Source organism: Pseudomonas sp. CVAP#3, assembly GCF_018986375.1.
GTDB classification, from domain to species: domain Bacteria; phylum Pseudomonadota; class Gammaproteobacteria; order Pseudomonadales; family Pseudomonadaceae; genus Aquipseudomonas; species Aquipseudomonas helvetica.
Window position 1 is genome coordinate 99,773 of the sequence record NZ_JAHMSC010000016.1, and the last position, 22,849, is coordinate 122,621.

General features: G+C 60.5%; 24 protein-coding genes and 1 pseudogene. 17 read left to right on the plus strand and 8 right to left on the minus strand.

Going from position 1 to position 22,849, the window contains the following annotated elements; all coding sequences use genetic code 11:
- Positions 1–3: 3 nt before the first annotated feature.
- Complete coding sequence (locus KRR23_RS22830; protein WP_216744357.1) at positions 4–1,497, minus strand: aldehyde dehydrogenase; 1,494 nt, start codon at positions 1,495–1,497, stop codon at positions 4–6.
- A 224-nt stretch (positions 1,498–1,721) separates the two neighbouring features.
- Here KRR23_RS22830 and KRR23_RS22835 point away from each other — a divergent pair, with 224 nt between their 5' ends.
- Positions 1,722–2,084 (plus strand): cupin domain-containing protein, encoded by a 363-nt coding sequence (locus KRR23_RS22835; RefSeq protein WP_216744358.1) that lies wholly within the window; start codon positions 1,722–1,724, stop codon positions 2,082–2,084.
- A 72-nt stretch (positions 2,085–2,156) separates the two neighbouring features.
- Here the strand turns inward: KRR23_RS22835 and rpmG are convergent, their stop codons facing one another.
- Together rpmG and rpmB are read right to left on the minus strand one after the other, a co-directional pair.
- Positions 2,157–2,312 (minus strand): 50S ribosomal protein L33, encoded by a 156-nt coding sequence (rpmG, locus tag KRR23_RS22840; RefSeq protein WP_007894709.1) that lies wholly within the window; start codon positions 2,310–2,312, stop codon positions 2,157–2,159.
- A gap of 11 nt (positions 2,313–2,323) precedes the next feature.
- Positions 2,324–2,557, minus strand: a complete 234-nt coding sequence (gene rpmB / locus KRR23_RS22845; RefSeq protein WP_007894701.1) for a 50S ribosomal protein L28 — start codon at positions 2,555–2,557, stop codon at positions 2,324–2,326.
- A 446-nt stretch (positions 2,558–3,003) separates the two neighbouring features.
- On the opposite strand from rpmB, the gene KRR23_RS22850 reads away from it, so the two are divergent.
- Positions 3,004–4,590, plus strand: coding sequence for an ABC transporter substrate-binding protein (locus KRR23_RS22850; protein WP_216744359.1), 1,587 nt, complete (start codon positions 3,004–3,006; stop codon positions 4,588–4,590).
- 7 nt (positions 4,591–4,597) lie between these two features.
- Here the strand turns inward: KRR23_RS22850 and radC are convergent, their stop codons facing one another.
- Positions 4,598–5,272: a DNA repair protein RadC gene (gene radC / locus KRR23_RS22855; protein ID WP_054594645.1), complete on the minus strand. Its 675-nt coding sequence runs from the start codon at positions 5,270–5,272 to the stop codon at positions 4,598–4,600.
- 133 nt (positions 5,273–5,405) lie between these two features.
- On the opposite strand from radC, the gene coaBC reads away from it, so the two are divergent.
- From coaBC to argB, 4 genes and pseudogenes are all read left to right on the plus strand, one after another.
- Positions 5,406–6,614: a bifunctional phosphopantothenoylcysteine decarboxylase/phosphopantothenate--cysteine ligase CoaBC gene (gene coaBC, locus KRR23_RS22860; protein WP_103314725.1), complete on the plus strand. Its 1,209-nt coding sequence runs from the start codon at positions 5,406–5,408 to the stop codon at positions 6,612–6,614.
- Between the two features lie 5 nt (positions 6,615–6,619).
- Positions 6,620–7,075, plus strand: a complete 456-nt coding sequence (dut, locus tag KRR23_RS22865; protein ID WP_216744360.1) for a dUTP diphosphatase — start codon at positions 6,620–6,622, stop codon at positions 7,073–7,075.
- A gap of 319 nt (positions 7,076–7,394) precedes the next feature.
- Positions 7,395–8,771 (plus strand): annotated as a pseudogene (locus KRR23_RS22870) (phosphomannomutase/phosphoglucomutase); the annotation flags it as partial.
- Between the two features lie 39 nt (positions 8,772–8,810).
- Positions 8,811–9,716 carry an acetylglutamate kinase gene (argB, locus tag KRR23_RS22875; RefSeq protein ID WP_054594649.1) on the plus strand — a complete coding sequence of 302 codons (906 nt, stop codon included), beginning with the start codon at positions 8,811–8,813 and terminating at the stop codon, positions 9,714–9,716.
- 200 nt (positions 9,717–9,916) lie between these two features.
- Here argB and pyrE read toward each other — a convergent pair whose 3' ends face one another.
- Positions 9,917–10,561, minus strand: coding sequence for an orotate phosphoribosyltransferase (pyrE, locus tag KRR23_RS22880; RefSeq protein WP_216744362.1), 645 nt, complete (start codon positions 10,559–10,561; stop codon positions 9,917–9,919).
- Positions 10,562–10,643: 82 nt separating this feature from the next.
- Here pyrE and KRR23_RS22885 point away from each other — a divergent pair, with 82 nt between their 5' ends.
- Positions 10,644–11,423 (plus strand): exodeoxyribonuclease III, encoded by a 780-nt coding sequence (locus KRR23_RS22885; RefSeq protein ID WP_003176915.1) that lies wholly within the window; start codon positions 10,644–10,646, stop codon positions 11,421–11,423.
- 123 nt (positions 11,424–11,546) lie between these two features.
- Here the strand turns inward: KRR23_RS22885 and KRR23_RS22890 are convergent, their stop codons facing one another.
- The gene (locus tag KRR23_RS22890) at positions 11,547–11,915 is read right to left on the minus strand and encodes a DUF4870 domain-containing protein (RefSeq protein WP_103314728.1); all 369 of its coding nucleotides are present in this window, start codon (positions 11,913–11,915) and stop codon (positions 11,547–11,549) included.
- A gap of 34 nt (positions 11,916–11,949) precedes the next feature.
- Positions 11,950–12,672, minus strand: a complete 723-nt coding sequence (rph, locus tag KRR23_RS22895; protein ID WP_216744363.1) for a ribonuclease PH — start codon at positions 12,670–12,672, stop codon at positions 11,950–11,952.
- A gap of 270 nt (positions 12,673–12,942) precedes the next feature.
- On the opposite strand from rph, the gene KRR23_RS22900 reads away from it, so the two are divergent.
- The 6 genes from KRR23_RS22900 to KRR23_RS22925 all read left to right on the plus strand — a co-directional run bounded on the left by KRR23_RS22900 (position 12,943) and on the right by KRR23_RS22925 (position 18,247).
- Positions 12,943–13,806, plus strand: a complete 864-nt coding sequence (locus tag KRR23_RS22900; RefSeq protein WP_216744364.1) for a YicC/YloC family endoribonuclease — start codon at positions 12,943–12,945, stop codon at positions 13,804–13,806.
- A 12-nt stretch (positions 13,807–13,818) separates the two neighbouring features.
- Positions 13,819–14,439, plus strand: coding sequence for a guanylate kinase (gene gmk, locus KRR23_RS22905; protein WP_216744365.1), 621 nt, complete (start codon positions 13,819–13,821; stop codon positions 14,437–14,439).
- 168 nt (positions 14,440–14,607) lie between these two features.
- A complete protein-coding gene (gene rpoZ, locus KRR23_RS22910; RefSeq protein WP_003177259.1) occupies positions 14,608–14,871 on the plus strand; it encodes a DNA-directed RNA polymerase subunit omega in 264 nt (87 codons plus the stop codon).
- A 57-nt stretch (positions 14,872–14,928) separates the two neighbouring features.
- The gene (gene spoT, locus KRR23_RS22915; protein ID WP_019694280.1) at positions 14,929–17,034 is read left to right on the plus strand and encodes a bifunctional GTP diphosphokinase/guanosine-3',5'-bis pyrophosphate 3'-pyrophosphohydrolase; all 2,106 of its coding nucleotides are present in this window, start codon (positions 14,929–14,931) and stop codon (positions 17,032–17,034) included.
- A 36-nt stretch (positions 17,035–17,070) separates the two neighbouring features.
- Complete coding sequence (locus KRR23_RS22920; protein ID WP_003229509.1) at positions 17,071–17,451, plus strand: RidA family protein; 381 nt, start codon at positions 17,071–17,073, stop codon at positions 17,449–17,451.
- A 55-nt stretch (positions 17,452–17,506) separates the two neighbouring features.
- The gene (locus KRR23_RS22925; protein ID WP_054594653.1) at positions 17,507–18,247 is read left to right on the plus strand and encodes a hypothetical protein; all 741 of its coding nucleotides are present in this window, start codon (positions 17,507–17,509) and stop codon (positions 18,245–18,247) included.
- Between the two features lie 102 nt (positions 18,248–18,349).
- Here KRR23_RS22925 and KRR23_RS22930 read toward each other — a convergent pair whose 3' ends face one another.
- The gene (locus KRR23_RS22930; protein WP_216744366.1) at positions 18,350–19,207 is read right to left on the minus strand and encodes an NAD-dependent epimerase/dehydratase family protein; all 858 of its coding nucleotides are present in this window, start codon (positions 19,205–19,207) and stop codon (positions 18,350–18,352) included.
- 189 nt (positions 19,208–19,396) lie between these two features.
- On the opposite strand from KRR23_RS22930, the gene exbB reads away from it, so the two are divergent.
- The 4 genes from exbB to KRR23_RS22950 all read left to right on the plus strand — a co-directional run bounded on the left by exbB (position 19,397) and on the right by KRR23_RS22950 (position 22,843).
- Positions 19,397–20,383: a tonB-system energizer ExbB gene (exbB, locus tag KRR23_RS22935; RefSeq protein WP_216744367.1), complete on the plus strand. Its 987-nt coding sequence runs from the start codon at positions 19,397–19,399 to the stop codon at positions 20,381–20,383.
- Between the two features lie 6 nt (positions 20,384–20,389).
- Positions 20,390–20,818 (plus strand): TonB system transport protein ExbD, encoded by a 429-nt coding sequence (exbD, locus tag KRR23_RS22940; protein WP_216744368.1) that lies wholly within the window; start codon positions 20,390–20,392, stop codon positions 20,816–20,818.
- Positions 20,815–21,564 (plus strand): energy transducer TonB, encoded by a 750-nt coding sequence (locus KRR23_RS22945; RefSeq protein WP_216744369.1) that lies wholly within the window; start codon positions 20,815–20,817, stop codon positions 21,562–21,564. The genes exbD and KRR23_RS22945 overlap by 4 nt, the downstream gene beginning before the upstream one ends.
- 355 nt (positions 21,565–21,919) lie before the next feature.
- Entirely contained in the window at positions 21,920–22,843 is a 924-nt protein-coding gene (locus KRR23_RS22950; protein WP_054594658.1) for a hydrogen peroxide-inducible genes activator, read from the plus strand.
- Positions 22,844–22,849 lie beyond the last annotated feature (6 nt).

A 22,849-nucleotide genomic window follows, 5' to 3' on the forward strand; every position in this document is an offset into this window, starting at 1 on the left:
GGATTACAACTTGATCCAGGTCGCCTTCAGCTCGGTGTACTTGTCGAACGCATGCAGCGACTTGTCGCGACCGTTGCCCGACTGTTTGAAACCACCAAACGGTGCGGTCATGTCGCCACCATCGTACTGATTGACCCACACGCTGCCGGCACGCAGGGCCTTGGCGGTCAGGTGGCCCTTGGAGATATCCGAGGTCCAGACTGCCGCGGCCAGGCCATACGGCGTGTCGTTGGCGATCCGGATCGCTTCCTCGACGCTGTCGAAGGTGATGACCGACAGCACCGGGCCAAAGATCTCTTCCTGGGCGATCTTCATGGCATTGCTCACGCCATCGAAAATCGTCGGCTCAACGTAGGTGCCACCGGTTTCCTGAAGGATCCGCTTGCCGCCCGCCACCAGTTTGGCGCCGTCGGTGTGACCGGATTCGATGTAGGACAGCACGGTGTTCATCTGCTGCGTGTCGACCAGCGCGCCGACGTTGGTCGCCGGATCCAGCGGGTTGCCCGGTTTCCAGGCCTTCAGGGCCTCGATCACCAGCGGCAGGAATTTATCCTTGATCGAACGCTCGACCAGCAGACGCGAACCGGCGGTGCAGACTTCGCCCTGGTTGAACGCGATGGCACTGGCAGCGGACTCAGCCGCCGCTTGCAGGTCCGGTGCATCGGCAAACACGATGTTCGGGCTCTTGCCACCCGCCTCCAGCCAGACGCGCTTCATGTTCGATTCGCCGGAATAAATCATCAGTTGCTTGGCGATCTTGGTCGAACCGGTGAACACCAGCGTGTCGACATCCATGTGCAAGGCCAACGCCTTGCCGACGGTGTGACCGTAGCCTGGCAGCACGTTCAGCACGCCTTTCGGGATACCGGCTTCAACGGCCAGTGCCGCAATGCGGATAGCGGTCAGCGGGGACTTTTCGGACGGCTTGAGGATCACCGAGTTACCGGTGGACAGCGCCGGGCCGAGTTTCCAGCAGGCCATCATCAACGGGAAGTTCCACGGCACGATGGCGCCCACCACACCCACTGGCTCACGGGTCACCAGACCCAGTTGGTCGTGCGGGGTAGCAGCCACTTCGTCGTAGATCTTGTCGATGGCCTCACCGCTCCAGCTCAGCGCTTGCGCCGCGCCCGGAACGTCGATGTACAGGGAATCGCTGATCGGCTTGCCCATGTCCAGGGTTTCAAGCAGCGCCAGCTCTTCGGCGTGCTGCTTGAGCAGGCCGGCGAAACGAATCATGGTGGCTTTGCGCTTGGCTGGTGCCAGACGCGACCAGATGCCCGAGTTGAACGTGCTGCGAGCGTTTTCTACGGCGCGCTGGGCGTCGGCGGCATCACAGCTGGCGATCTTGCCCAGCAGGCGGCCATCGACGGGGCTGATGCAGTCGAAGGTCTCGCCGGAGACCGCTGCGGTGTATTCGCCATTGATGTAGGCACGGCCTTCGATCTTCAGGTCGCGGGCGCGTTGTTCCCAGTCGGCACGAGTCAAGGTAGTCATACGAGAGTCCTCCTCTTATTGAATACGAGCGCCACGCGATCTACGCAGGCACCTACAGGAATTCTGCCCGGCCAGTTTTCAATTCGGCCCAAGGCAACTGCCACCCTAAACCAGCGCCCCCTCATGTTTCAATATATTTGACATAAGGCTGGCAAACGGCCTTGCGATGTTCATTTTAATAAACATAGACTTTGATTTTCAGGCAATCACGGGGGATTACAAGAATGAGCATCCAGGACATTGTCGACTTCAGCCAGGCCACCACACCCGCCGAGCGCTACCGCCCGGACGCCACAAAAGTGCTCAAGGGCGACCCCGAGCAAGCCGTCTACAACCACTACAGCAGCCCGTGCGGTCAGTTGAACGCGGGCGTGTGGGAAGGAGAAGTCGGGCAATGGACGGTGAACTTCACCGAACACGAATACTGCGAAATCGTGCAGGGGGTTTCGGTGCTGCGTGACCACGACGGCAATGCCAAGACCCTGCGGGCGGGTGATCGTTTTGTCATTCCGGCCGGTTTCCGCGGCACCTGGGAAGTACTGGAGCCGTGCCGCAAGATCTATGTGGCGTTTGAACAGAAGGCCTGAGGCTTTTCTGACCACAACAAAAAAGGCCCGTATCTTGCGATACGGGCCTTTTTCTCAAGAGGGAAAAATCAATTACTTGATTTTGCCTTCTTTGTAGATCACGTGCTTGCGAACAACCGGATCAAATTTCTTGATCTCGATTTTGTCCGGAGTAGTGCGCTTGTTCTTGTCGGTAGTGTAGAAGTGACCAGTACCAGCGCTCGAAATCAAACGAATCAATTCACGCATGATTAGCTCCCTTAGATCTTGCCAGCTTTGCGGATTTCGGCCAGCACGACAGTAATGCCACGCTTGTCGATGATACGCATGCCTTTGGCAGATACGCGCAGACGCACGAAACGTTTCTCTTCTTCAACCCAGAAGCGGTGATGCTGCAGGTTCGGCAGGAAACGACGACGGGTTTTGTTGTTTGCGTGGGAAATGTTATTCCCAGTCACCGGACCCTTACCGGTAACTTGACAGACTCTCGACATGCCTCAGCCCTCTAAAACCACATGCCCAACCCGGCATGGGTTGGCCGCTTAATCTCTCAGTCATTTGGCGCCAGGCGCCGCGTTTCTTTAAGGGTCTTACCGGCTACACCTACAGTGAAGGAACCGGGCCCCTAGAAAAGAGCGCTGCTTTATACCAGAAAGACTAGAGAGCAACAACAATCGGTGTGCATTGAATTAACAAAACCCCTATTTTTCGGGCTCCGAGCGCCTTGGACAAAGGCTGTCGTCGATGGTGACCGCTCGTCGCAGAAAGTCGGCCAACAGGCCAATCCAGGGTTTTCCTTGGGCAGTACTCACCGAAAACAATCACACATAGTCCCCTTAAAATGAAAAAGGGGATAGTCATTTGTAAAAGAGCCCACTAGGGTAAGCCTTTTCCAGACTGCACTCGCAGATGGGCCTTCGATCTGCACAGGAATTCACACATGCGCCTCGCTGCCCTACCGTTGTTGCTCGCCCCACTCTTGCTGAGCCCATTGGCCCAGGCTGCCGCTTTAAGCGTCTGCACCGAGGCCAGCCCGGAAGGGTTCGATGTCGTTCAATACAACTCGCTGACCACCACCAACGCTTCGGCCGACGTGCTGATGAACCGCTTGGTGGACTTCGACACCACCAGTGGCAAAGTCGTCCCCAGCCTGGCTGACAGCTGGGAAGTGTCGGCTGATGGCCTGACCTATATCTTCAAGCTGCATCCACAGGTGAAGTTCCACCACACCGAGTACTTCACCCCGACCCGCGATCTGAACGCCGAAGACGTGAAGTTCAGCTTCGAGCGCATGCTCGACCCGGCCCACCCTTGGCACAAAGTCGCCCAAAGTGGCTTCCCTCACGCTCAATCGATGCAATTGCCTGCGCTGATCAAGAAAATCGACGCGCTGGACCCGCTGACTGTGCGCTTTACCCTGGACCACCCCGACTCGACCTTCCTTGTCACCCTGAGCATGGGGTTTGCCTCGATCTACCCGGCTGAGTATGCCGACCAGCTGCTCAAGGCCGGTACACCCGAAAAACTCAACAGCCAACCAATTGGCAGCGGCCCGTTCATCTTCGGGCGCTTCCAGAAAGATGCGTCGATTCGCTACAAGGCCAACCGCGACTACTTTGCCGGCAAACCGGCCGTGGACAGCCTGGTGTTCGCCATCACCCCGGACGCCAACGTGCGCTTGCAAAAACTGCGGCGCAACGAGTGCCAGATCGCCCTGTCGCCCAAACCGCTGGACGTGCAGGCCGCCGCCCAGGACCCGACCCTGAAGATCGAGAGCACGCCGGCGTTCATGACCGCGTTCGTGGCCATCAACAGTCAGCATCCGCCGCTGGATAAACCCGAAGTCCGCCAGGCGATAAACCTCGCCTTCGACAAGGCCAGCTACCTCAAGGCCGTTTTCGAAGACACCGCGCAGGCTGCCAACGGTCCGTACCCGCCCAACACCTGGAGCTACGCCAAGGACTTGCCGGGCTATCCGAAAGACATCGCCAAGGCGCGTGCGCTGCTGGCCAAGGTCGGGCTCAAGGAGGGGTTTAAAACCACGATCTGGACCCGTCCTTCCGGCAGCCTGCTCAACCCGAACCCAAGCCTTGGCGCCCAGTTGCTGCAGGCGGACCTGGCTGAAGTCGGGATACAGGCGGAAATCCGGGTGATTGAATGGGGCGAGCTGATTCGCCGCGCCAAGGCCGGCGAACACGACCTGCTGTTCATGGGCTGGTCCGGTGACAACGGTGACCCGGATAACTTCCTCACGCCACAGTTCTCCTGCGCGGCGGTCCAGTCCGGGACCAACTTCGCCCGCTACTGCGACCCGGGCCTGGATAAAGTTATCAGCGCCGGCAAGACCACCACCGAGCAAGGCGTGCGCAGCAAGCTTTACGAACAGGCCCAGGCGCAGATCCAGCAACAGGCGCTGTGGCTGCCACTGGCACACCCGACCGCCTACGCATTGACGCGCAAGGACGTTCAGGGCTACCAGGTCAGCCCGTTCGGCCGCCAGGACTATTCCAAAGTCAGCCTGAAATAGTCCCCGGCTACATCCACCCGTACTCGGCCATCGACAGCGGATCGCCATCGCCGACGATGAAATGGTCGAGTACCCGCACATCGATCAGGTCCAGCGCCTCTTGCAGGCGCCTGGTCAGCGCTCGATCCGCCTGACTCGGCTCGGCGCTGCCTGATGGATGGTTGTGGCACAGGATCAACGCCGCGGCGTTGTGCGCCAGTGCACGCTTGACCACCTGACGCGGGTAGACGCTGGCACTGTCGATCGAGCCGCGAAACAGTATCTCGAACGCCAGCACCCGATGCCGGGAGTCCAGGAACAGGCAGCCAAACACCTCATGCGGCTCATGGCGCAACATTGCCTTCAGGTAATTGCGCACCTCGATCGGGCTCTTGAGCACCGAGTCGCGACGCAAGCGTTCCGCCAAGTGCCGCCGCGCCATCTCCAGCACTGCCTGCAATTGGGCAAACTTTGCCGGCCCCAGCCCAAGCTGACTGCCGAACGTCTGCTGATCGGCTTCCAGTAACGTGCGCAGGCTGCCGAATTGATGCAACAGGTGTCGCGCCAGATCGACCGCGCTTTTACCGGTCACCCCGGTGCGTAGAAAGATGGCCAGTAACTCGGCGTCCGAAAGGCTCGCCGAACCCTGCTCCAAAAGCTTCTCCCGCGGACGCTCTGCCGCCGGCCAATCGCGAATGCTCATAGCACCTCCATGTGTGTGGGCGCCGCTGTTCCGTTGCGGTCGCTGTGATATCGTAGTCCATCTTTTTTGCGGGCGATTTCACCCTGGGGAGGGGTTTCGCCACGTAGTCATCAATGAATTGAAAGGCAGGCCTATGCAGCGGCTGTATCGGAAACGCATCGTTCTCGGCGTCGGCGGCGGCATTGCCGCCTACAAGAGCGCCGAGCTGGTTCGCCGACTCATCGACCAGGGCGCCGAAGTGCGCGTAGTCATGACCCGCGGCGGCAGCGAGTTCATCACCCCGCTGACCATGCAGGCACTCTCCGGGCACCCGGTCCACCTGGACCTGCTGGACCCGGCGGCCGAAGCTGCGATGGGCCACATCGAGCTGGCCAAATGGGCTGATCTGGTGCTGATCGCGCCGGCCACCGCCGATCTGATCGCGCGCCTGGCCCAAGGCATCGCCAATGACCTGCTGACCACCCTGGTGCTGGCCACCGACGCCACCGTCGCGCTGGCCCCGGCGATGAACCAGGCCATGTGGCGCGACCCGGCCACCCAGGCCAACACCCAATTGCTCGAAAGCCGTGGCTTCAAGGTCTTCGGCCCGGCGTCCGGCAGCCAGGCCTGCGGCGACGTCGGCATGGGCCGCATGCTCGAAGCCGACGATCTGGCGCAGTGCGCCGCCGATTGTTTCCAGCGTCAGGCGCTGACCGGCAAACACGTGCTGATCACCGCCGGCCCGACCCAGGAAAACATCGACCCGGTGCGCTACATCACCAACCACAGCTCCGGGAAAATGGGCTTTGCCCTGGCCGAAGCCGCGGTTGAAGCCGGCGCCCGAGTGACCCTGATCACCGGCCCTGTGCACCTGCCAACCCCGGATCGCGTCACCCGGATCGACGTGGTCAGCGCTCGCGACATGCTCGCCGCCTGTGAAGCCGCGATCCCTTGCGACCTGTTCATCGCTTCTGCTGCGGTAGCGGACTATCGCCCGGAAGTCGTCGCCCCACAAAAACTCAAGAAAGACCCTACGAACGGCGACGGCTTGTTGCTACAAATGGTCCGCAACCCAGACATTCTGGCGACCATAGCCACACGCCCCGACCGTCCGTTCAGTGTTGGTTTCGCCGCCGAAACCGAACACCTGCTCGACTACGCTGCACGCAAGCTGAAAGACAAGAACCTCGACCTGATCGTCGCCAACGACGTGGCCAACCCGAGCATTGGCTTCAACAGCGAGGAAAACGCTTGCAGCGTGATCGACCGGGAGTTGCACGCAACACTCTTCGCCCAGACCAGCAAGGGCAAAATCGCCCGCCAGCTGATCACTTTTATCGCCGAACGTCTGAACCAGGTTTAACTCGCATGCACGCTTTACAAGCCAAGATCCTCGACCCACGCATTGGCCGCGAATTCCCGCTGCCGCAGTACGCCACGCCAGGCTCCGCCGGCCTCGACCTGCGGGCGATGCTGGAACAGGACACCGTCATCAAGCCGGGTGAAACCCTGCTGATCCCGACCGGCCTGTCGGTGTACATCGGCGACCCGGGCCTCGCCGCACTGATCCTGCCGCGCTCGGGCCTGGGCCATAAGCACGGCATCGTGCTGGGCAATCTGGTCGGGCTGATCGACTCCGATTACCAGGGCCCGCTAATGGTTTCCTGCTGGAACCGCGGCCAGACCGACTTCAACATCGTGGTGGGTGAACGCCTTGCCCAACTGGTGCTGGTGCCGGTGGTTCAGGCGCACTTCGAGATGGTGGAAGAGTTCGTCGAAACCCAGCGCGGCACCGGTGGCTTCGGTCATTCCGGCAGCCACTGATACGATGGAGATCCTCTGTGGCGAGGGAGCTTGCTCCCGCTGGGCTGCGTAGCGGCCCCGAGACTTTATGGGCGCTACGCACCCAAGCGGGAGCAAGCTCCCTCGCCACAATGTTTATGCAGTCTCACCTGCAAGGTTCACCGCGAAAATCAAGGCATGAGCCGGTTTTCATGAGTGTCATGGCCCTTTCGCACCACGAACTCTCTGCGGAAAACGCCGTCATAACTTCCAGTTTGAGCCTGCCGACGAATGATTCGCATGCAAGCCCAGCCACTTTCGAGATGGAGCATTTCCACAGATGAGCACCCCAACCCGCGTCGCCCCCAAGTTCCCCGACAGCATTTTCCGCGCCTACGATATTCGTGGCACCGTTCCGGAATTTCTGAACGCTGAAACGGCTTACTGGCTCGGTCGCGCCATCGGTGCCCAAAGCCTGGCCCAGGATGAGCCGAATGTTTCTGTCGGCCGTGATGGTCGCCTTTCCGGCCCGGAACTGGTGGAACAACTGATTCAGGGCCTGTACGACAGCGGCTGCCACGTCAGCGACGTCGGCCTGGTGCCAACCCCGGCGCTCTATTACGCGGCCAACGTACTGGCCGGCAAGTCTGGCGTAATGCTCACCGGCAGCCACAACCCCTCGAACTACAACGGCTTCAAAATCGTCATCGCTGGCGACACCCTGGCCAACGAACAGATCCAGGCCCTGCATGACCGCCTGAAAACCAACAACCTGAGCAGCGGCAAGGGCAGCATCACCAAAGTCGAGATCCTCGACCGCTACACCGCCGAAATCGTCCAGGACATCAAACTCGCCCGACGCCTGAAAGTCGTGGTCGACTGCGGCAACGGTGCCGCCGGCGTTATCGCGCCTCAGTTGATCGAAGCGCTGAACTGCGAAGTCATCCCGCTGTTCTGCGACGTCGATGGCAACTTCCCGAACCACCACCCAGACCCGGGCAAACCCGAGAACCTGGTGGACCTGATCGCCAAGGTCAAGGAAACCAAGGCCGACCTGGGCCTGGCCTTCGACGGTGACGGCGACCGCGTCGGCGTGGTGACCAATACCGGCGACATCGTTTTCCCGGACCGCCTGCTGATGCTGTTCGCCAAGGATGTGGTTGCACGCAACCCGAACGCCGAGATTATCTTCGACGTCAAATGCACCCGTCGCCTGACCCCGCTGATCAAGGAATATGGCGGTCGCCCGCTCATGTGGAAAACCGGTCATTCGTTGATCAAGAAGAAGATGAAACAAACCGGCGCCCTGCTCGCAGGCGAAATGAGCGGGCACATCTTCTTCAAGGAGCGCTGGTTCGGTTTCGACGACGGCATTTACAGCGCCGCGCGGCTGCTGGAGATCCTCAGCAAGGAAAAATCCACTGCGCAAGAGTTGTTCGAGACCTTCCCGAACGATATTTCTACGCCAGAAATCAATATCCATGTGACCGAAGAGAGCAAATTCAGCATCATTGATGCACTGCACGATGCCCGTTGGGGTGAAGGCGCCGAATTGACCACCATCGACGGTGTGCGAGTCGACTATGCCAAAGGCTGGGGCCTGGTTCGCGCGTCCAACACCACACCGGTGCTGGTCCTGCGTTTCGAGGCCGATAACGAGGCCGAACTGCAGCGCATCAAGGACGTGTTCCACACCCAACTGAAACGTGTTGCACCTGACCTCCAACTACCATTTTGATTTTTTGAAGCGCCTTTTATTGAAGTGCCGGAGCCCCGAATGACCATCGAACGCGAAGCCGCCGCCAACACCGCCAAGGTCCTGTCCGAAGCGCTGCCTTACATTCGCCGCTATGTCGGCAAGACCCTGGTGATCAAATACGGCGGCAACGCGATGGAAAGCGAGGAGCTGAAAACCGGCTTTGCCCGCGACATCGTGCTGATGAAGGCCGTGGGCATCAACCCGGTGGTGGTTCACGGCGGCGGCCCGCAAATCGGCGACCTGCTCAAGCGCCTGTCGATCGAAAGCCACTTCATCGACGGCATGCGCGTCACTGACGCCCAAACCATGGACGTGGTGGAAATGGTCCTCGGTGGCCAGGTGAACAAAGACATCGTCAACCTGATCAACCGCCACGGCGGCAGCGCCATCGGTCTGACCGGCAAAGACGCCGAGCTGATTCGTGCGAAGAAGCTCACCGTCACCCGTCAGACACCGGAGATGACCCAACCGGAAATCATCGACATCGGCCAGGTCGGTGAAGTGGTCGGGATCAACACCGACCTGCTGAACCTGCTGGTCAAAGGCGATTTCATCCCGGTGATCGCGCCCATCGGTGTCGGCGCCAATGGCGAGTCGTACAACATCAACGCCGACCTGGTAGCCGGCAAGGTCGCTGAAGCACTGAAAGCTGAAAAGCTGATGCTGCTGACCAACATTGCCGGCCTGATGGACAAATCCGGCACGGTCCTGACCGGCCTGAGCACCCAGCAGGTCGACGAACTGATCGCCGACGGCACCATCTACGGTGGCATGCTGCCGAAGATCCGTTGCGCGCTGGAAGCCGTACAGGGCGGCGTCGGCAGCTCGCTGATCATCGATGGCCGGGTACCGAATGCGATTCTGCTGGAAATCTTCACCGACACCGGTGTGGGCACCTTGATCAGTAATCGCAAGCGTCCGTAAGCAACACACATAAAAAGACCCCGCTCAGTCTGGCTGAGCGGGGTCTTTTTTTGCCTGCGATCTCAATAGGACAGCATTTTGTGGCGAGGGAGCTTGCTCCCGCTTGAGTGCGCAGCGCTCACAAAATCCTTGGGTCTGCTACGCAGCCCAGCAGGAGCAAGCTCCCTCGCCACACAAGCCCGCCCCCATAAGGGTTGTGGTTAGACGCCGAACTGCGCGCGGTAGGCTTCAACCGCCGGCAAATGCTGCTTGAGCTGTGGATCGTCGGCAAGGAATTCCAGCACCTGATTCAGCGAAACAATGCTGATCACCGGGATACCGAAGTCACGCTCCACTTCCTGGATTGCCGACAATTCACCGTTGCCGCGCTCCTGACGGTTCAGCGCGATCAGCACGCCGGCCGCCTTGGCGCCTTCCTGAGCAGCGATGATCTGCATCACTTCACGGATTGCGGTACCGGCGGTGATCACGTCGTCGATGATCAGCACGTCGCCGGTCAATGGCGCGCCGACCAGGCTGCCGCCTTCGCCGTGGGCCTTGGCTTCCTTGCGATTGAAGCACCATGGCAGATCGCGGTCATGGTGCTCGGCCAATGCCACGGCGGTGGTCGCCGCCAAAGGAATGCCTTTGTACGCAGGGCCAAACAGCACGTCGAATGCGATGCCGCTCTCAACGATGGCTGCCGCGTAGAAACGACCCAGCTGCGCCAGCGCAGAGCCCGAGTTGAAAAGGCCAGCATTGAAGAAGTAAGGACTGGTACGCCCGGACTTCAGGGTGAACTCGCCGAAGCGCAAAACGCCGCGATCGATGGCAAAACGAATGAAGTCGCGCTGATACGCTTGCATGAAAAAAACCCCAAATACCACGGATTTAGCTAATTAGGTAGACGCCGTGTATCATACACGCACGCGATTTTTGGGGCCATTTATGCGGATCATCAGTGTGAACGTCAATGGTATTCAGGCTGCAGTCGAGCGTGGTTTGCTCAGTTGGCTGCAGGCACAGAATGCCGACGTCATCTGCCTGCAGGACACCCGCGCCTCCGCCTTTGAACTGGACGATCCAGCCTTCCAACTGGATGGCTACTTCCTTTATGCCTGCGATGCCGAAGTTCCCGCCCAAGGTGGCGTGGCTTTGTACTCGCGGTTGCAACCGAAGGCTGTCATCAGCGGTCTCGGCTTTGAGACGGCCGACCGCTACGGGCGCTACCTGCAAGCCGATTTCGACAAGGTCAGCATCGCGACCTTGCTGCTCCCTTCGGGGCAGAACGGCGATGAAGACTTGAACCAGAAGTTCAAGCTAATGGACGATTTCGCCCGTTATCTGGATAAACAGCGACGCAAACGTCGCGAGTACATTTATTGTGGCTCGCTGTACGTGGCGCAACAGAAGCTGGATATCAAGAACTGGCGCGACAGCCAGCAATCCCCGGGCTTCCTGGCGCCAGAGCGTGCCTGGATGGACGAGATCGTCGGCAACATGGGGTATGTCGACGCCCTGCGCGAAGTCAGCCGTGAAGGCGATCAGTACAGCTGGTGGCCAGACAACGAACAGGCCGAGATGCTCAACCTGGGCTGGCGTTTCGACTACCAGCTGCTGACCCCGGGCCTGCGCCGCTTTGTACGCAGCGCTCGCTTGCCACGTCAGCCGCGGTTCTCGCAACACGCGCCGTTGATCGTGGACTACGACTGGACGCTGACGATCTAAGCGTTTTTTCGCAGCTACAAAAAAGCCGACAGAGATGTCGGCTTTTTTGTGTCCACTGATTTTCTAGTGTGGGAGCGGGCTTGCTCGCTCCCGCATTAGGTTTTGTGGCGTGGTTTAAAGCGCTTATTTGATCGGCCGCCAGGTGAAGGGGTAGCGGTAAGCCACGCCCTCATTCGCCTTGACGCCGCCAATGATGGTCAGCACCACCGCAGCGATCACCAGCAAGCCGAACAGCGGGATGCCGATCAATAGGAACATCAGCGGAATACAGATCGTGGCCGCCACCGCCACGGTGATCTGGAAATTCAGCGCTTCCTTGCCCTGCGCGTCGATGAAGGGGTCCTGCTCGCGCTTCATCTGCCACAGGATCAGCGGCCCGATCAGGCTGCCGAACGGAAACCAGTAGCCGAGAAACGCCGACAAATGACAGAACATCGCCCATTGCCTGACTTCCTGGCTCGGTGCGGGTGCGGGTAGCTGGTCGTCATTCATGGCGCTCTCCTTATCCTGGAATGAGTTCGAGTACTCAGTCGGCCAACGCGGCGTTCTGCAGCTCGAAGATCTCCTTCATGCCTTTTTTCGCCAGCTCCAGCATTGCGTTCAGCTCTTCAGGCTGGAACGGCGCGCCTTCAGCGGTGCCCTGCACTTCAATGAAACCACCGGTGCTGGTCATCACCACGTTCAGGTCGGTCTCGGCAGCCGAGTCTTCCAGGTAGTCCAGATCCAGCACTGGCTCGCCCTGGTACATGCCCACGGACACAGCAGCAATCATCTGCTTGAGCGGGTCACCGCCTTTCAGGCCGCCGCGCTTCTTGATCACTTTCAAGGCGTCGACCAGCGCAACCATGGCGCCAGTGATCGAGGCAGTACGCGTACCGCCGTCGGCCTGAATCACGTCGCAGTCGACGTACAAGGTCACGTCGCCCAGCTTGGACATGTCCAGCGCAGCGCGCAGGGAACGACCGATCAGACGCTGGATTTCCAGGGTGCGACCGCCTTGCTTGCCACGGCTCGCTTCACGCTGGTTACGCTCGCCAGTGGCGCGCGGCAGCATGCCGTATTCAGCGGTCAGCCAGCCTTGGCCCTGACCCTTGAGGAAGCGCGGCACCCCGTTTTCGACGCTGACGGTGCAGATCACCTTGGTATCACCGAACTCGACCAGTACAGATCCCTCGGCGTGTTTGGTGTAGTTGCGGGTAATGCGGATCGAGCGGAGCTGATCGGCAGCGCGACCACTTGGACGTTTCATAGAGGAACACCTGTACGGAGGACGGAAATCTGCCGAGCATTATAGGGCGACCGGGCGCGCCTGGGCACTTCTAAAAAACCCGGGCGACGAGCGAGGGCTCTGAACCGCGCTCTGCGACGACCTGCAGCGCTTTGTCACACGCGCCATTTGGGAGCATCCGCCGCACTGCGCTACAATCCTGCGCCTTTACAGCCTGTGGGCTTTAATTCATCTACTCAGGTCCGTTGAGCCCGCAGGGTTCGGCACCGGCCTGAATCGCGAGGTACCTCCATGGTGCACAGCATGACCGCCTTCGCCCGCGTCGAAAAAGCCGGCAGCCAGGGCACCCTGAGCTGGGAGCTGCGCTCGGTCAACAGCCGCTACCTGGAACCGCACCTGCGCCTGCCAGAGTCCTTTCGCGACCTCGAAGGCAATGTGCGCGAAGCGCTGCGTCAGGGCCTGTCGCGCGGCAAGCTCGAATGCACCCTGCGTTTCACCGAAGAAACCACCGGCAAACCGCTGCAGGTCGATCGTGAACGCGCCGCGCAACTGGTCGCCGCCGCTGAAACCGTCGCCAGCCTGATCAAGAACCCGGCGGCCCTCAACCCGCTGGAAGTGCTGGCCTGGCCTGGCGTGCTGGTCGCCGACGCCAGCGACCCGCAAGCGCTCAACGCCGAGGCGCTGGCCCTGTTCAATGAAGGCCTCAAGGAACTCAAGGCCGGCCGCGAGCGCGAAGGTGCGGAGCTGGCCCGACTGATCAACGAACGCCTGACGTCGATTGAAGAAGACGTGGTGACCCTGCGCGAACTGGTTCCGCAGATGCTCGCCACCCAGCGTCAGAAGGTGCTCGACCGCTTTGCCGACATGAAGGCCGAGCTCGACCCGCAGCGCCTGGAACAGGAAATGGTCATGCTCGCGCAAAAAAGCGACGTCGCCGAAGAACTGGACCGCCTGAGCACCCACATCATCGAAGTTCGCCGCGTGCTCAAGTCCGGCGGCGCTGCCGGTCGGCGCCTCGACTTCCTGATGCAGGAGCTCAACCGCGAAGCCAATACACTGGGCTCCAAAGCCTTCGACCCGCGCAGCACCCAGGCTGCGGTCAACCTCAAAGTGTTGATCGAGCAGATGCGCGAACAAGTGCAGAACATTGAGTAAGGCTACCCCGACATGACCCACAGCACCGGCACTCTCTACATCATTTCCGCGCCTTCGGGCGCCGGCAAGACCAGCCTCGTCAAGGCGCTGATCGACGCCGATTCGACGATTCGCGTTTCCGTGTCCCACACCACCCGCGCCATGCGTCCGGGCGAAGTGAACGGCGTTAACTATCACTTCGTCGCACGCGAAGAGTTCGTGAAGATGAGCGAACACGGCGATTTCCTGGAGCGCGCCGAAGTCTTCGGCAATCTTTATGGCACCTCGCAAAGCCATCTGCAGCAAACTCTGGATGAAGGTCACGACCTGATTCTGGAAATCGACTGGCAAGGCGCCGAGCAAGTGCGCAAGTTGATGCCACAGGCGCGTTCGATCTTCATTTTGCCGCCGAGTCAGCAAGCGCTGCGCCAACGCCTGACCAACCGTGGCCAGGACAGTGACGAGATCATTGAAGGCCGGATGCGCGAAGCGGTCAGCGAAATGAGCCACTACGTCGACTATGATTACCTGATCATCAACGACGATTTCGCCCATGCACTGGACGATCTGAAGGCGATTTTCCGCGCCAATCAGCTGCATCAAAAGCGCCAGCAACAGCGTTCGGGCAAATTGCTCGCTGAATTGCTGGGCTGAATCAGCTCTTCCCAAAACCGCTGCAAGGGCTTTACATTGGCACTTGCGGCGCGTTGAAGGGCTTGGTTAAAAAATCAGCGCTTCCCTAATCGCTGGTGATTTTTTAAACTGTTGAGTCCGCTCGCCCAACCGGGCAGCGCGCATATTGCATTCGCTCCGAGGAATACCATGGCCCGCGTAACCGTTGAAGACTGCCTAGAACACGTGGAAAACCGCTTTGAGCTGGTCATGCTCTCTACCAAGCGTGCCCGTCAACTGGCCACCGGCGGCAAAGAGCCTCTGGTCCAGTGGGAAAACGACAAACCTACCGTTGTGGCCCTGCGTGAAATCGCTGAAGGCCTGATGAGCTACGAGTTCATCGCCAATGCTGAAATCGTCGAAGACGAACCGCTGTTCGCAGCGTTCGAGGACGAGTCCAACGAGGCCGTCTAAGCCCATGCCTGGTCGACGTAGTACGGCGCGGGGTCACAGCCATCGGCAGGAGTTATCATGCCGAGCATAGACGCCCTCGCCGAACGCTTATCGACCTACCTCGGCACTGACCAGGTCAACCTGGTCCGCCGAGCGTACTTCTACGCCGAACAAGCCCACGATGGCCAGCGCCGCCGCAGCGGCGAGGCGTACGTCACGCACCCGTTAGCGGTCGCGAACATTCTTGCCGACATGCACATGGACCATCAGAGTTTGATGGCCGCGATGCTGCATGACGTGATCGAAGACACTGGTATTGCCAAGGAAGCGCTCTCTGCGCAGTTTGGCGAAACCGTGGCCGAACTGGTCGACGGGGTCAGCAAACTGACCCAGATGAACTTCGAGACCAAAGCCGAAGCCCAAGCCGAAAACTTCCAGAAAATGGCCATGGCCATGGCGCGCGACATTCGCGTGATCCTGGTCAAACTGGCCGACCGCCTGCACAACATGCGCACGCTGGAAGTCCTGTCCGGTGAAAAGCGCCGGCGGATCGCCAAGGAAACCCTGGAAATCTACGCGCCCATCGCCAACCGGCTGGGCATGCACGCCATCCGCGTAGAATTCGAAGACCTGGGCTTCAAGGCCATGCACCCGATGCGTTCCGCGCGGATCTACCAGGCGGTCAAACGCGCCCGGGGCAACCGCAAGGAAATCGTCAACAAGATCGAAGAATCCCTCAGCCACTGCCTGGCCATCGACGGCATTCAGGGCGAGGTCAGCGGTCGCCAGAAACACCTCTACGGCATCTACACGAAAATGCGCGGCAAGCGTCGGGCCTTCAACGAGATCATGGACGTCTACGCGTTCCGGATCATCGTCGACAAGGTCGATACCTGCTACCGCGTGTTGGGGGCTGTGCATAATTTGTACAAACCGTTGCCGGGGCGCTTCAAGGATTACATCGCAATTCCCAAGGCCAACGGCTATCAGTCGCTGCACACCACGCTCTTCGGCATGCACGGCGTACCGATCGAAATCCAGATCCGCACCCGTGAAATGGAAGAGATGGCCAATAACGGCATCGCCGCTCATTGGCTGTACAAATCCAGCGGCGACGAGCAACCAAAAGGCACTCACGCCCGCGCCCGCCAGTGGGTCAAGGGCGTGCTGGAAATGCAGCAACGCGCCGGCAACTCGCTGGAATTCATTGAAAGCGTGAAGATCGACCTGTTCCCGGACGAGGTCTACGTGTTCACGCCAAAAGGCCGGATCATGGAGCTGCCAAAAGGCTCCACGGCGGTCGACTTCGCTTACGCAGTGCACACCGACGTCGGCAACAGCTGCATCGCCTGCCGGATCAACCGTCGCCTGGCGCCACTGTCCGAACCGCTGCAAAGCGGCTCGACGGTCGAGATCGTCAGTGCTCCGGGCGCACGGCCGAACCCGGCCTGGCTCAACTTCGTGGTCACCGGCAAGGCCCGCACGCACATTCGTCACGCACTGAAACTGCAGCGCCGCTCCGAGTCCATCAGCCTCGGCGAACGCCTGCTGAACAAGGTACTCAACGGCTTCGACAGTTCGCTGGAAAAAGTCCCGGCCGAGCGCATCAAGGCGATGCTCAACGAATACCGCCTCGAACTGATCGAAGACCTGCTCGAAGACATTGGCCTGGGCAACCGCATGGCCTACGTCGTCGCCCGCCGCCTGCTCGGCGAAGGCGAACAGCTACCAAGCCCGGAAGGTCCGCTGGCGATTCGCGGCACCGAAGGCCTGGTGCTCAGTTACGCCAAGTGCTGCACGCCGATCCCGGGCGACCCGATTGTCGGCCACCTGTCTGCTGGCAAAGGCATGGTCGTGCACCTGGACAACTGCCGCAACATCAGCGAAATCCGCCACAACCCGGAAAAATGCATCCAGCTCTCGTGGGCCAAGGATGTCACCGGCGAATTCAATGTCGAACTGCGCGTCGAGCTGGAACACCAGCGCGGCCTGATTGCCTTGCTGGCCAGCAGCGTCAACGCTGCGGACGGCAACATCGAAAAAATCAGCATGGACGAACGCGACGGTCGTATCAGCGTGGTCCAACTGGTGGTCAGCGTGCACGACCGTGTACACCTGGCCCGCGTGATCAAGAAACTGCGCGCCCTGACCGGGGTGATTCGCATCACCCGCATGCGTGCCTAGCTCGTCCATCCAGCACCCCATTACAAGGAGTCATACATGACCAAGACTGTTATCACCAGCGACAAGGCCCCGGCCGCCATCGGTACTTACTCCCAGGCGATCAAGGCTGGCAACACTGTCTACATGTCCGGCCAGATCCCGCTCGATCCAAAAACCATGGAACTGGTCGAAGGCTTCGAAGCCCAGACCGTCCAGGTGTTCGAGAACCTGAAAGCCGTGGCTGAAGCCGCTGGCGGTTCGTTCAAGGACATCGTCAAACTGAACATCTTCCTCACCGACCTGAGCCACTTCGCCAAGGTCAACGAGATCATGGGCAAATACTTCGACCAGCCTTACCCAGCGCGCGCCGCCATCGGCGTGGCCGCCCTGCCAAAGGGTTCGCAGGTTGAAATGGATGCCATCCTGGTCATCGAGTAATACGCACGGCGCAGCCTTCCAGGCTGCGCCGACTTCGTTCTGTAAGGATCTCCTCATGCGCAAAGCGCTAGCTCTCTCGTTGCTCGCGGTGTTTCTCGGTGGCTGTGCCAGCAACCCTGCCGATCGCGACATCAGTGGCACCTGGATCAACCAGTCGGCAATCAATGCGGCGGCCAAGGGCGGCCCGCTGCGCGAAGCACTGCAAGCCTATGGCCCGAACCTCGAGTGGGACGTCAACACCAAGGCCGGCCAGGCGCGATACACAAACGGCTTCGAGAACGTCGAAGGCAAAATGCTCGGCGAGAAATCCGATGCCTGGAAAGTCGAGTTTTATGGCAGCGCTGCCACCGAATTGAAGCGCGACGGCAAACAGTTGCACCAAGTGGCCAACGACAACGAGCCCGAGCAACTGTTTGACCGCGCCAAAGACATCGCCCCCGAAGGCGCGCCGATTGGTGCCAGCTTCGAGCGTGCGCTGTACTCAGCCTATCTGGGCGGTAGCTGGAAGATTGTCAACGGTCCTGGCGAAGGCAGCACCGTGCAGTTCCAGGCCGATGGCGCCGTTCAAGGCCTGCCCGGTGCTGACCGTTACGCGCTGTGCCTGGCGGGCGACTGCGCCTCCATGAGCGGCGGCCACGACACCGTCTGGCTGCAACTGAGCGGCCAAGGCAACCCGTGGATCTTCACCCGCAACGGCAAACAGATGGAGATCTTCCAGGCAGTCAATGGCGCCCAGGCGGACGAAGTACCTTCGTTCACCCCTGGCAATCGCCAGTGGACACTGGAAAAACAGTGATCCTGCTTTAACTGCAACGAAGATCCAATGTGGGAGATTCTATGGTTGAGGGGAAGCCCTCAACCATAGAATCTCCCACAGTTGTTTTGGGGTGCTTGAAGGTCAGCTGCGACCTTCAAGAATCGCTGCATACCCTTCACGAAAGCTCGGATAACGCGGCGTCCAGCCCAACGCTTTAGCGCGGGCGTTGCTGCAACGCTTGCTGCCCGTGCGGCGCACGCTGGCATCCTCCGACCATTCGGTCACCCCGAGGTACTCGCGCAACCAGCCCACCACCTCCGCCAACGGCGCGGGCGCGTCGTCGACGCCGATATAGCAGTCATCCAGCGCCTCGTCACGCTCGGCACGCAGCAACAGGAACGCCAACAACCCCGCCGCGTCATCCACATGAATCCGGTTGGCGTACAGCGGTGGATCAACCGCGACGCGATAGCCCTGCCGCACCTGGCTCAACAGCCACTCACGGTCCGGGCCGTAAATCCCGGTCAGGCGCACCAGACTCGCAGGAATGCCACTGTTTAATGCCATCTGCTCGGCTTCCAGCATCACTCGCCCGGAATAGCCGGCCGCTTGAGTCGGCGACGTTTCATCGATCCATTCACCGTTCTGCTGCCCATACACGCTGCTGCTGGAGACAAACAGCAAGCGCTTCGGTGCCTGGCCGTAGTCGTTCAGCCATTCCAGCACATGCTGCAAACCCTGGACATAAGCGGCGCGGTAACCGGCCTCATCGTGATCGGTGGCGGCCGCGCAATACACCAGGTAATCCACCGCACCGACGGGCCAGGTCGCCGGGCAGTCTTCATTGAACAAGTCGCCGGCAACGCCAATAACGCCCTCGGGCAAGCGCGAGATGTCACGCCGCAAGCCATGAACCTCCCACCCCGAGGCCAATAGTTGAGTGGCCAGACGGCCGCCGACATCGCCACAACCGGCGATCAAAACAGAAGGCGCGGACATCAAAATTCTCCCATCAGAAAGGTACAGGCTAGCCTTGGGATTGGACACGCGGCTAGTAATCAAAGAAAAAAAGAGACTCTATTACTTTTGTTAACAAGAATTACTTGCAATAATGCCCGCCACTTTTGTTCTCGGCCCACGAGGCCTGGAAGGACATTAAACCCTCTTCTTCTCTTAGGTCCGGCCAGCATGACACGTAATTCACTCTCCGCTTCGCCAACCGCGCTTGCTCGTCCCACTCGCGCCCTGAGCGCGGTCGCCGCGCTGCTGTTCAGCCTGCTGCTGGCCCCGACCGCTACCTTCGCCGTCGAGCCCACCGCCACCGCACCGGCTGCAACAGCATCCGCGCCAGCCGCTGCTGATCATGCTGCCCCGGTCGTGACGCCTGTCGCCACCAACCCGGCACTGGCCACTGAAGACGCTGCCGCTGACGCACCCGAAGTCCTCGAAGCCGACAACTCCCTGGGCATGGCCCATGACCTGTCGCCGTGGGGCATGTACCAGAACGCCGACATCATCGTGAAAATCGTGATGATCGGTCTGGCCATCGCCTCGATCATCACCTGGACTATCTGGATCGCCAAGGGCCTTGAGTTGCTGGGCGCCAAACGTCGTCTGCGCGGCGAAATCGCCAACCTGAAAAAAGCCACCACCCTTAAAGAAGCCAGCGTCAGCGCGGCCAAGGAAGGCACCCTCGCCAACCTGCTGGTCCACGATGCCCTGGAAGAAATGCGCCTGTCGGCCAATAGCCGTGAAAAAGAAGGCATCAAGGAACGCGTCAGTTTCCGTCTTGAGCGTCTGGTGGCAGCTTGTGGCCGCAACATGAGCAGCGGTACCGGCGTGCTGGCCACCATCGGTTCTACTGCGCCGTTCGTCGGCCTGTTCGGCACCGTCTGGGGCATCATGAACAGCTTCATCGGCATCGCCAAAACCCAGACCACCAACCTCGCCGTCGTTGCTCCCGGCATCGCCGAAGCCCTGCTGGCCACCGCACTGGGCCTGGTGGCGGCGATTCCTGCGGTCGTGATCTACAACGTCTTCGCACGCTCCATCGCCGGTTACAAGGCTCAGGTTTCCGATGCTTCGGCGCAAGTCCTGCTGCTGGTCAGCCGCGACCTCGATCACCTGCCGGCCGAGCGCACTTCCTCGCAACCGCACATGGTCAAAGTAGGGTAATCCGCCATGGGCTTGCATTTAAAGGAAGGCGCGGACGACGATCTCGCCGAGAACCACGAAATCAACGTCACGCCGTTCATCGACGTGATGCTGGTACTGCTGATCATCTTCATGGTGGCCGCCCCGCTGGCCACCGTGGACATCAAGGTTGACCTCCCTGCCTCGACCGCCAAACCGGCGCCGCGGCCAGAGAAACCAGTGTTCCTCAGCGTCAAGGCCGACCAGCGCCTGTACTTGGGCGAAGACGAAGTCAAAGCCGAAACCCTCGGCGCGACCCTCGATGCGCGAACCCACGGCAAGAAGGACACGACCATCTTCTTCCAGGCCGATAAAGGCGTGGACTACGGCGACCTGATGCACGTGATGGACGCCCTGCGGGCCGCCGGCTACCTGAAAGTCGGCCTGGTCGGACTTGAGACGGCAGCCAAGAAATGATCACGACGCGCCAAAAGCTGACGCGTTACGGCGCTAGCCTGGTCGTGGTGCTGGGCGTCCATGCGGTCGCGATTCTGCTCGCGCTCAACTGGAAATCCTCGCCGCCGGTCGAGCTGCCGCCGATGGCGATGATGGTCGAGTTGGCGCCGGTTCCGGCACCGCCACCACCGGCACCGCCCAAGGTCGTGACGCCACCGCAACCACCGACCCCGGTCGAAGAGCTGCCGCTGCCGAAACTCGCGGAAGCGCCAAAGCCGACGATCTCGGTGCCCAAGCCGGTCAAACCCAAACCCAAGCCTCAACCGCCCAAGCCAGTGGAGAAAAAGCCCGAGCCGCCGAAAGAAAAACCGGTCGAGGAAAAACCCAGCGATACACCGCCGACCAACGCTCCGACGGAGAAATCCGCGCAACCTGCCCCAGGCCCAACGTTGGCGCAGTCTGCGGCCAAGGAAAGTTGGCAAGGCACACTGCTGGCGCACCTGGCCAAGTACAAGAAGTACCCGCCGGCCGCCCAGTCGCGTGGCAAGGAAGGCTTGAACCGTCTGCGCTTCGTGGTCGACGCTGAAGGCAACGTGCTGTCTTACGAACTGGTCGGTCGTTCCGGCAACGCCGATCTGGACCGGGCCACCCTGGAAATGATCCGCCGTGCCCAGCCACTGCCCAAGCCACCGGCCGACATGCTGAAGAACGGCTCGATCGAAATCGTCGCACCGTTCGTGTACTCGCTGGAAAAACGCCAACGCTAAGCACAAACGCAAAACCCTGTGGCGAGGGGGCTTGCCCCCGTTCGGCTGCGCAGCAGTCGTAAAAACAGCCAACGAGGTATTCCTGATTAAATACCGTTGCAGGTTTTTGGGTCGCTTCGCGGCCCAGCGGGGCGATGCGGCGTTCCGACAAGCCCCCTCGCCACAAAAGCGGAGCTCGCCAGTTTCATAAATTAGCGGGCCCGATGATTCACCAGAAAGGCACCGAAAGGTGCCTTTTGCATACCTGCCAGCGCCAAACATGCATTGCCCAGTGTCGCTCTCCGCCCTCTGTCTGATAACGTGCGTCTATCGATTGCAGCCGGTATGCTTGGCCGCATCATCATGGACGCCCGCTATGACCCTCACAGAATTACGCTACATCGTCACCCTCGCCCAAGAGCAGCATTTCGGCCACGCGGCCGAGCGTTGCCACGTCAGCCAGCCGACCTTGTCGGTGGGCGTGAAAAAACTTGAAGACGAACTCGGTGTGCTGATTTTCGAGCGCAGCAAAAGCGCGGTGCGCCTGACCCCGGTTGGCGAAGGCATCGTCGCCCAGGCCCAGAAAGTCCTCGAACAGGCCCAAGGCATTCGCGAACTGGCCCAGGCCGGCAAAAACCAGCTGACCGCCCCGCTGAAAGTCGGCGCGATCTACACCGTCGGCCCGTACCTGTTCCCACACCTGATTCCACAACTGCACCGGGTCGCCCCGCAGATGCCGTTGTACATCGAAGAAAACTTCACCCACGTGCTGCGCGACAAACTGCGCAACGGCGAGCTCGACGCGATCATCATCGCCTTGCCGTTCAACGAAGCCGACGTGCTGACCCTGCAACTCTACGACGAACCGTTCTACGTCCTGATGCCGGCCCAGCACCCGTGGACCGAAAAAGAATCCATCGACGCCAGCCTGCTCAACGACAAGAGCCTGCTGCTGCTCGGCGAAGGTCATTGCTTCCGCGATCAGGTGCTGGAAGCCTGCCCGACCCTGGCCAAAGGCAACGACGGCGCCAAGCACACCACGGTCGAATCCAGCTCGCTGGAAACCATTCGGCACATGGTCGCCTCCGGCCTGGGCATCTCGATCCTGCCGCTCTCGGCCGTCGACAGTCACCACTACTCGCCCGGCGTGCTCGAAGTGCGCCCACTGTCGCCGCCAGTGCCGTTCCGCACCGTGGCCATCGCCTGGCGCGCCAGCTTCCCGCGGCCGAAAGCGATTGAAATCCTCGCGGACTCGATCCGCCTGTGCTCGGTGGCCAAGCCGCCAGCGGTTGCGGGGTAAGCAGTA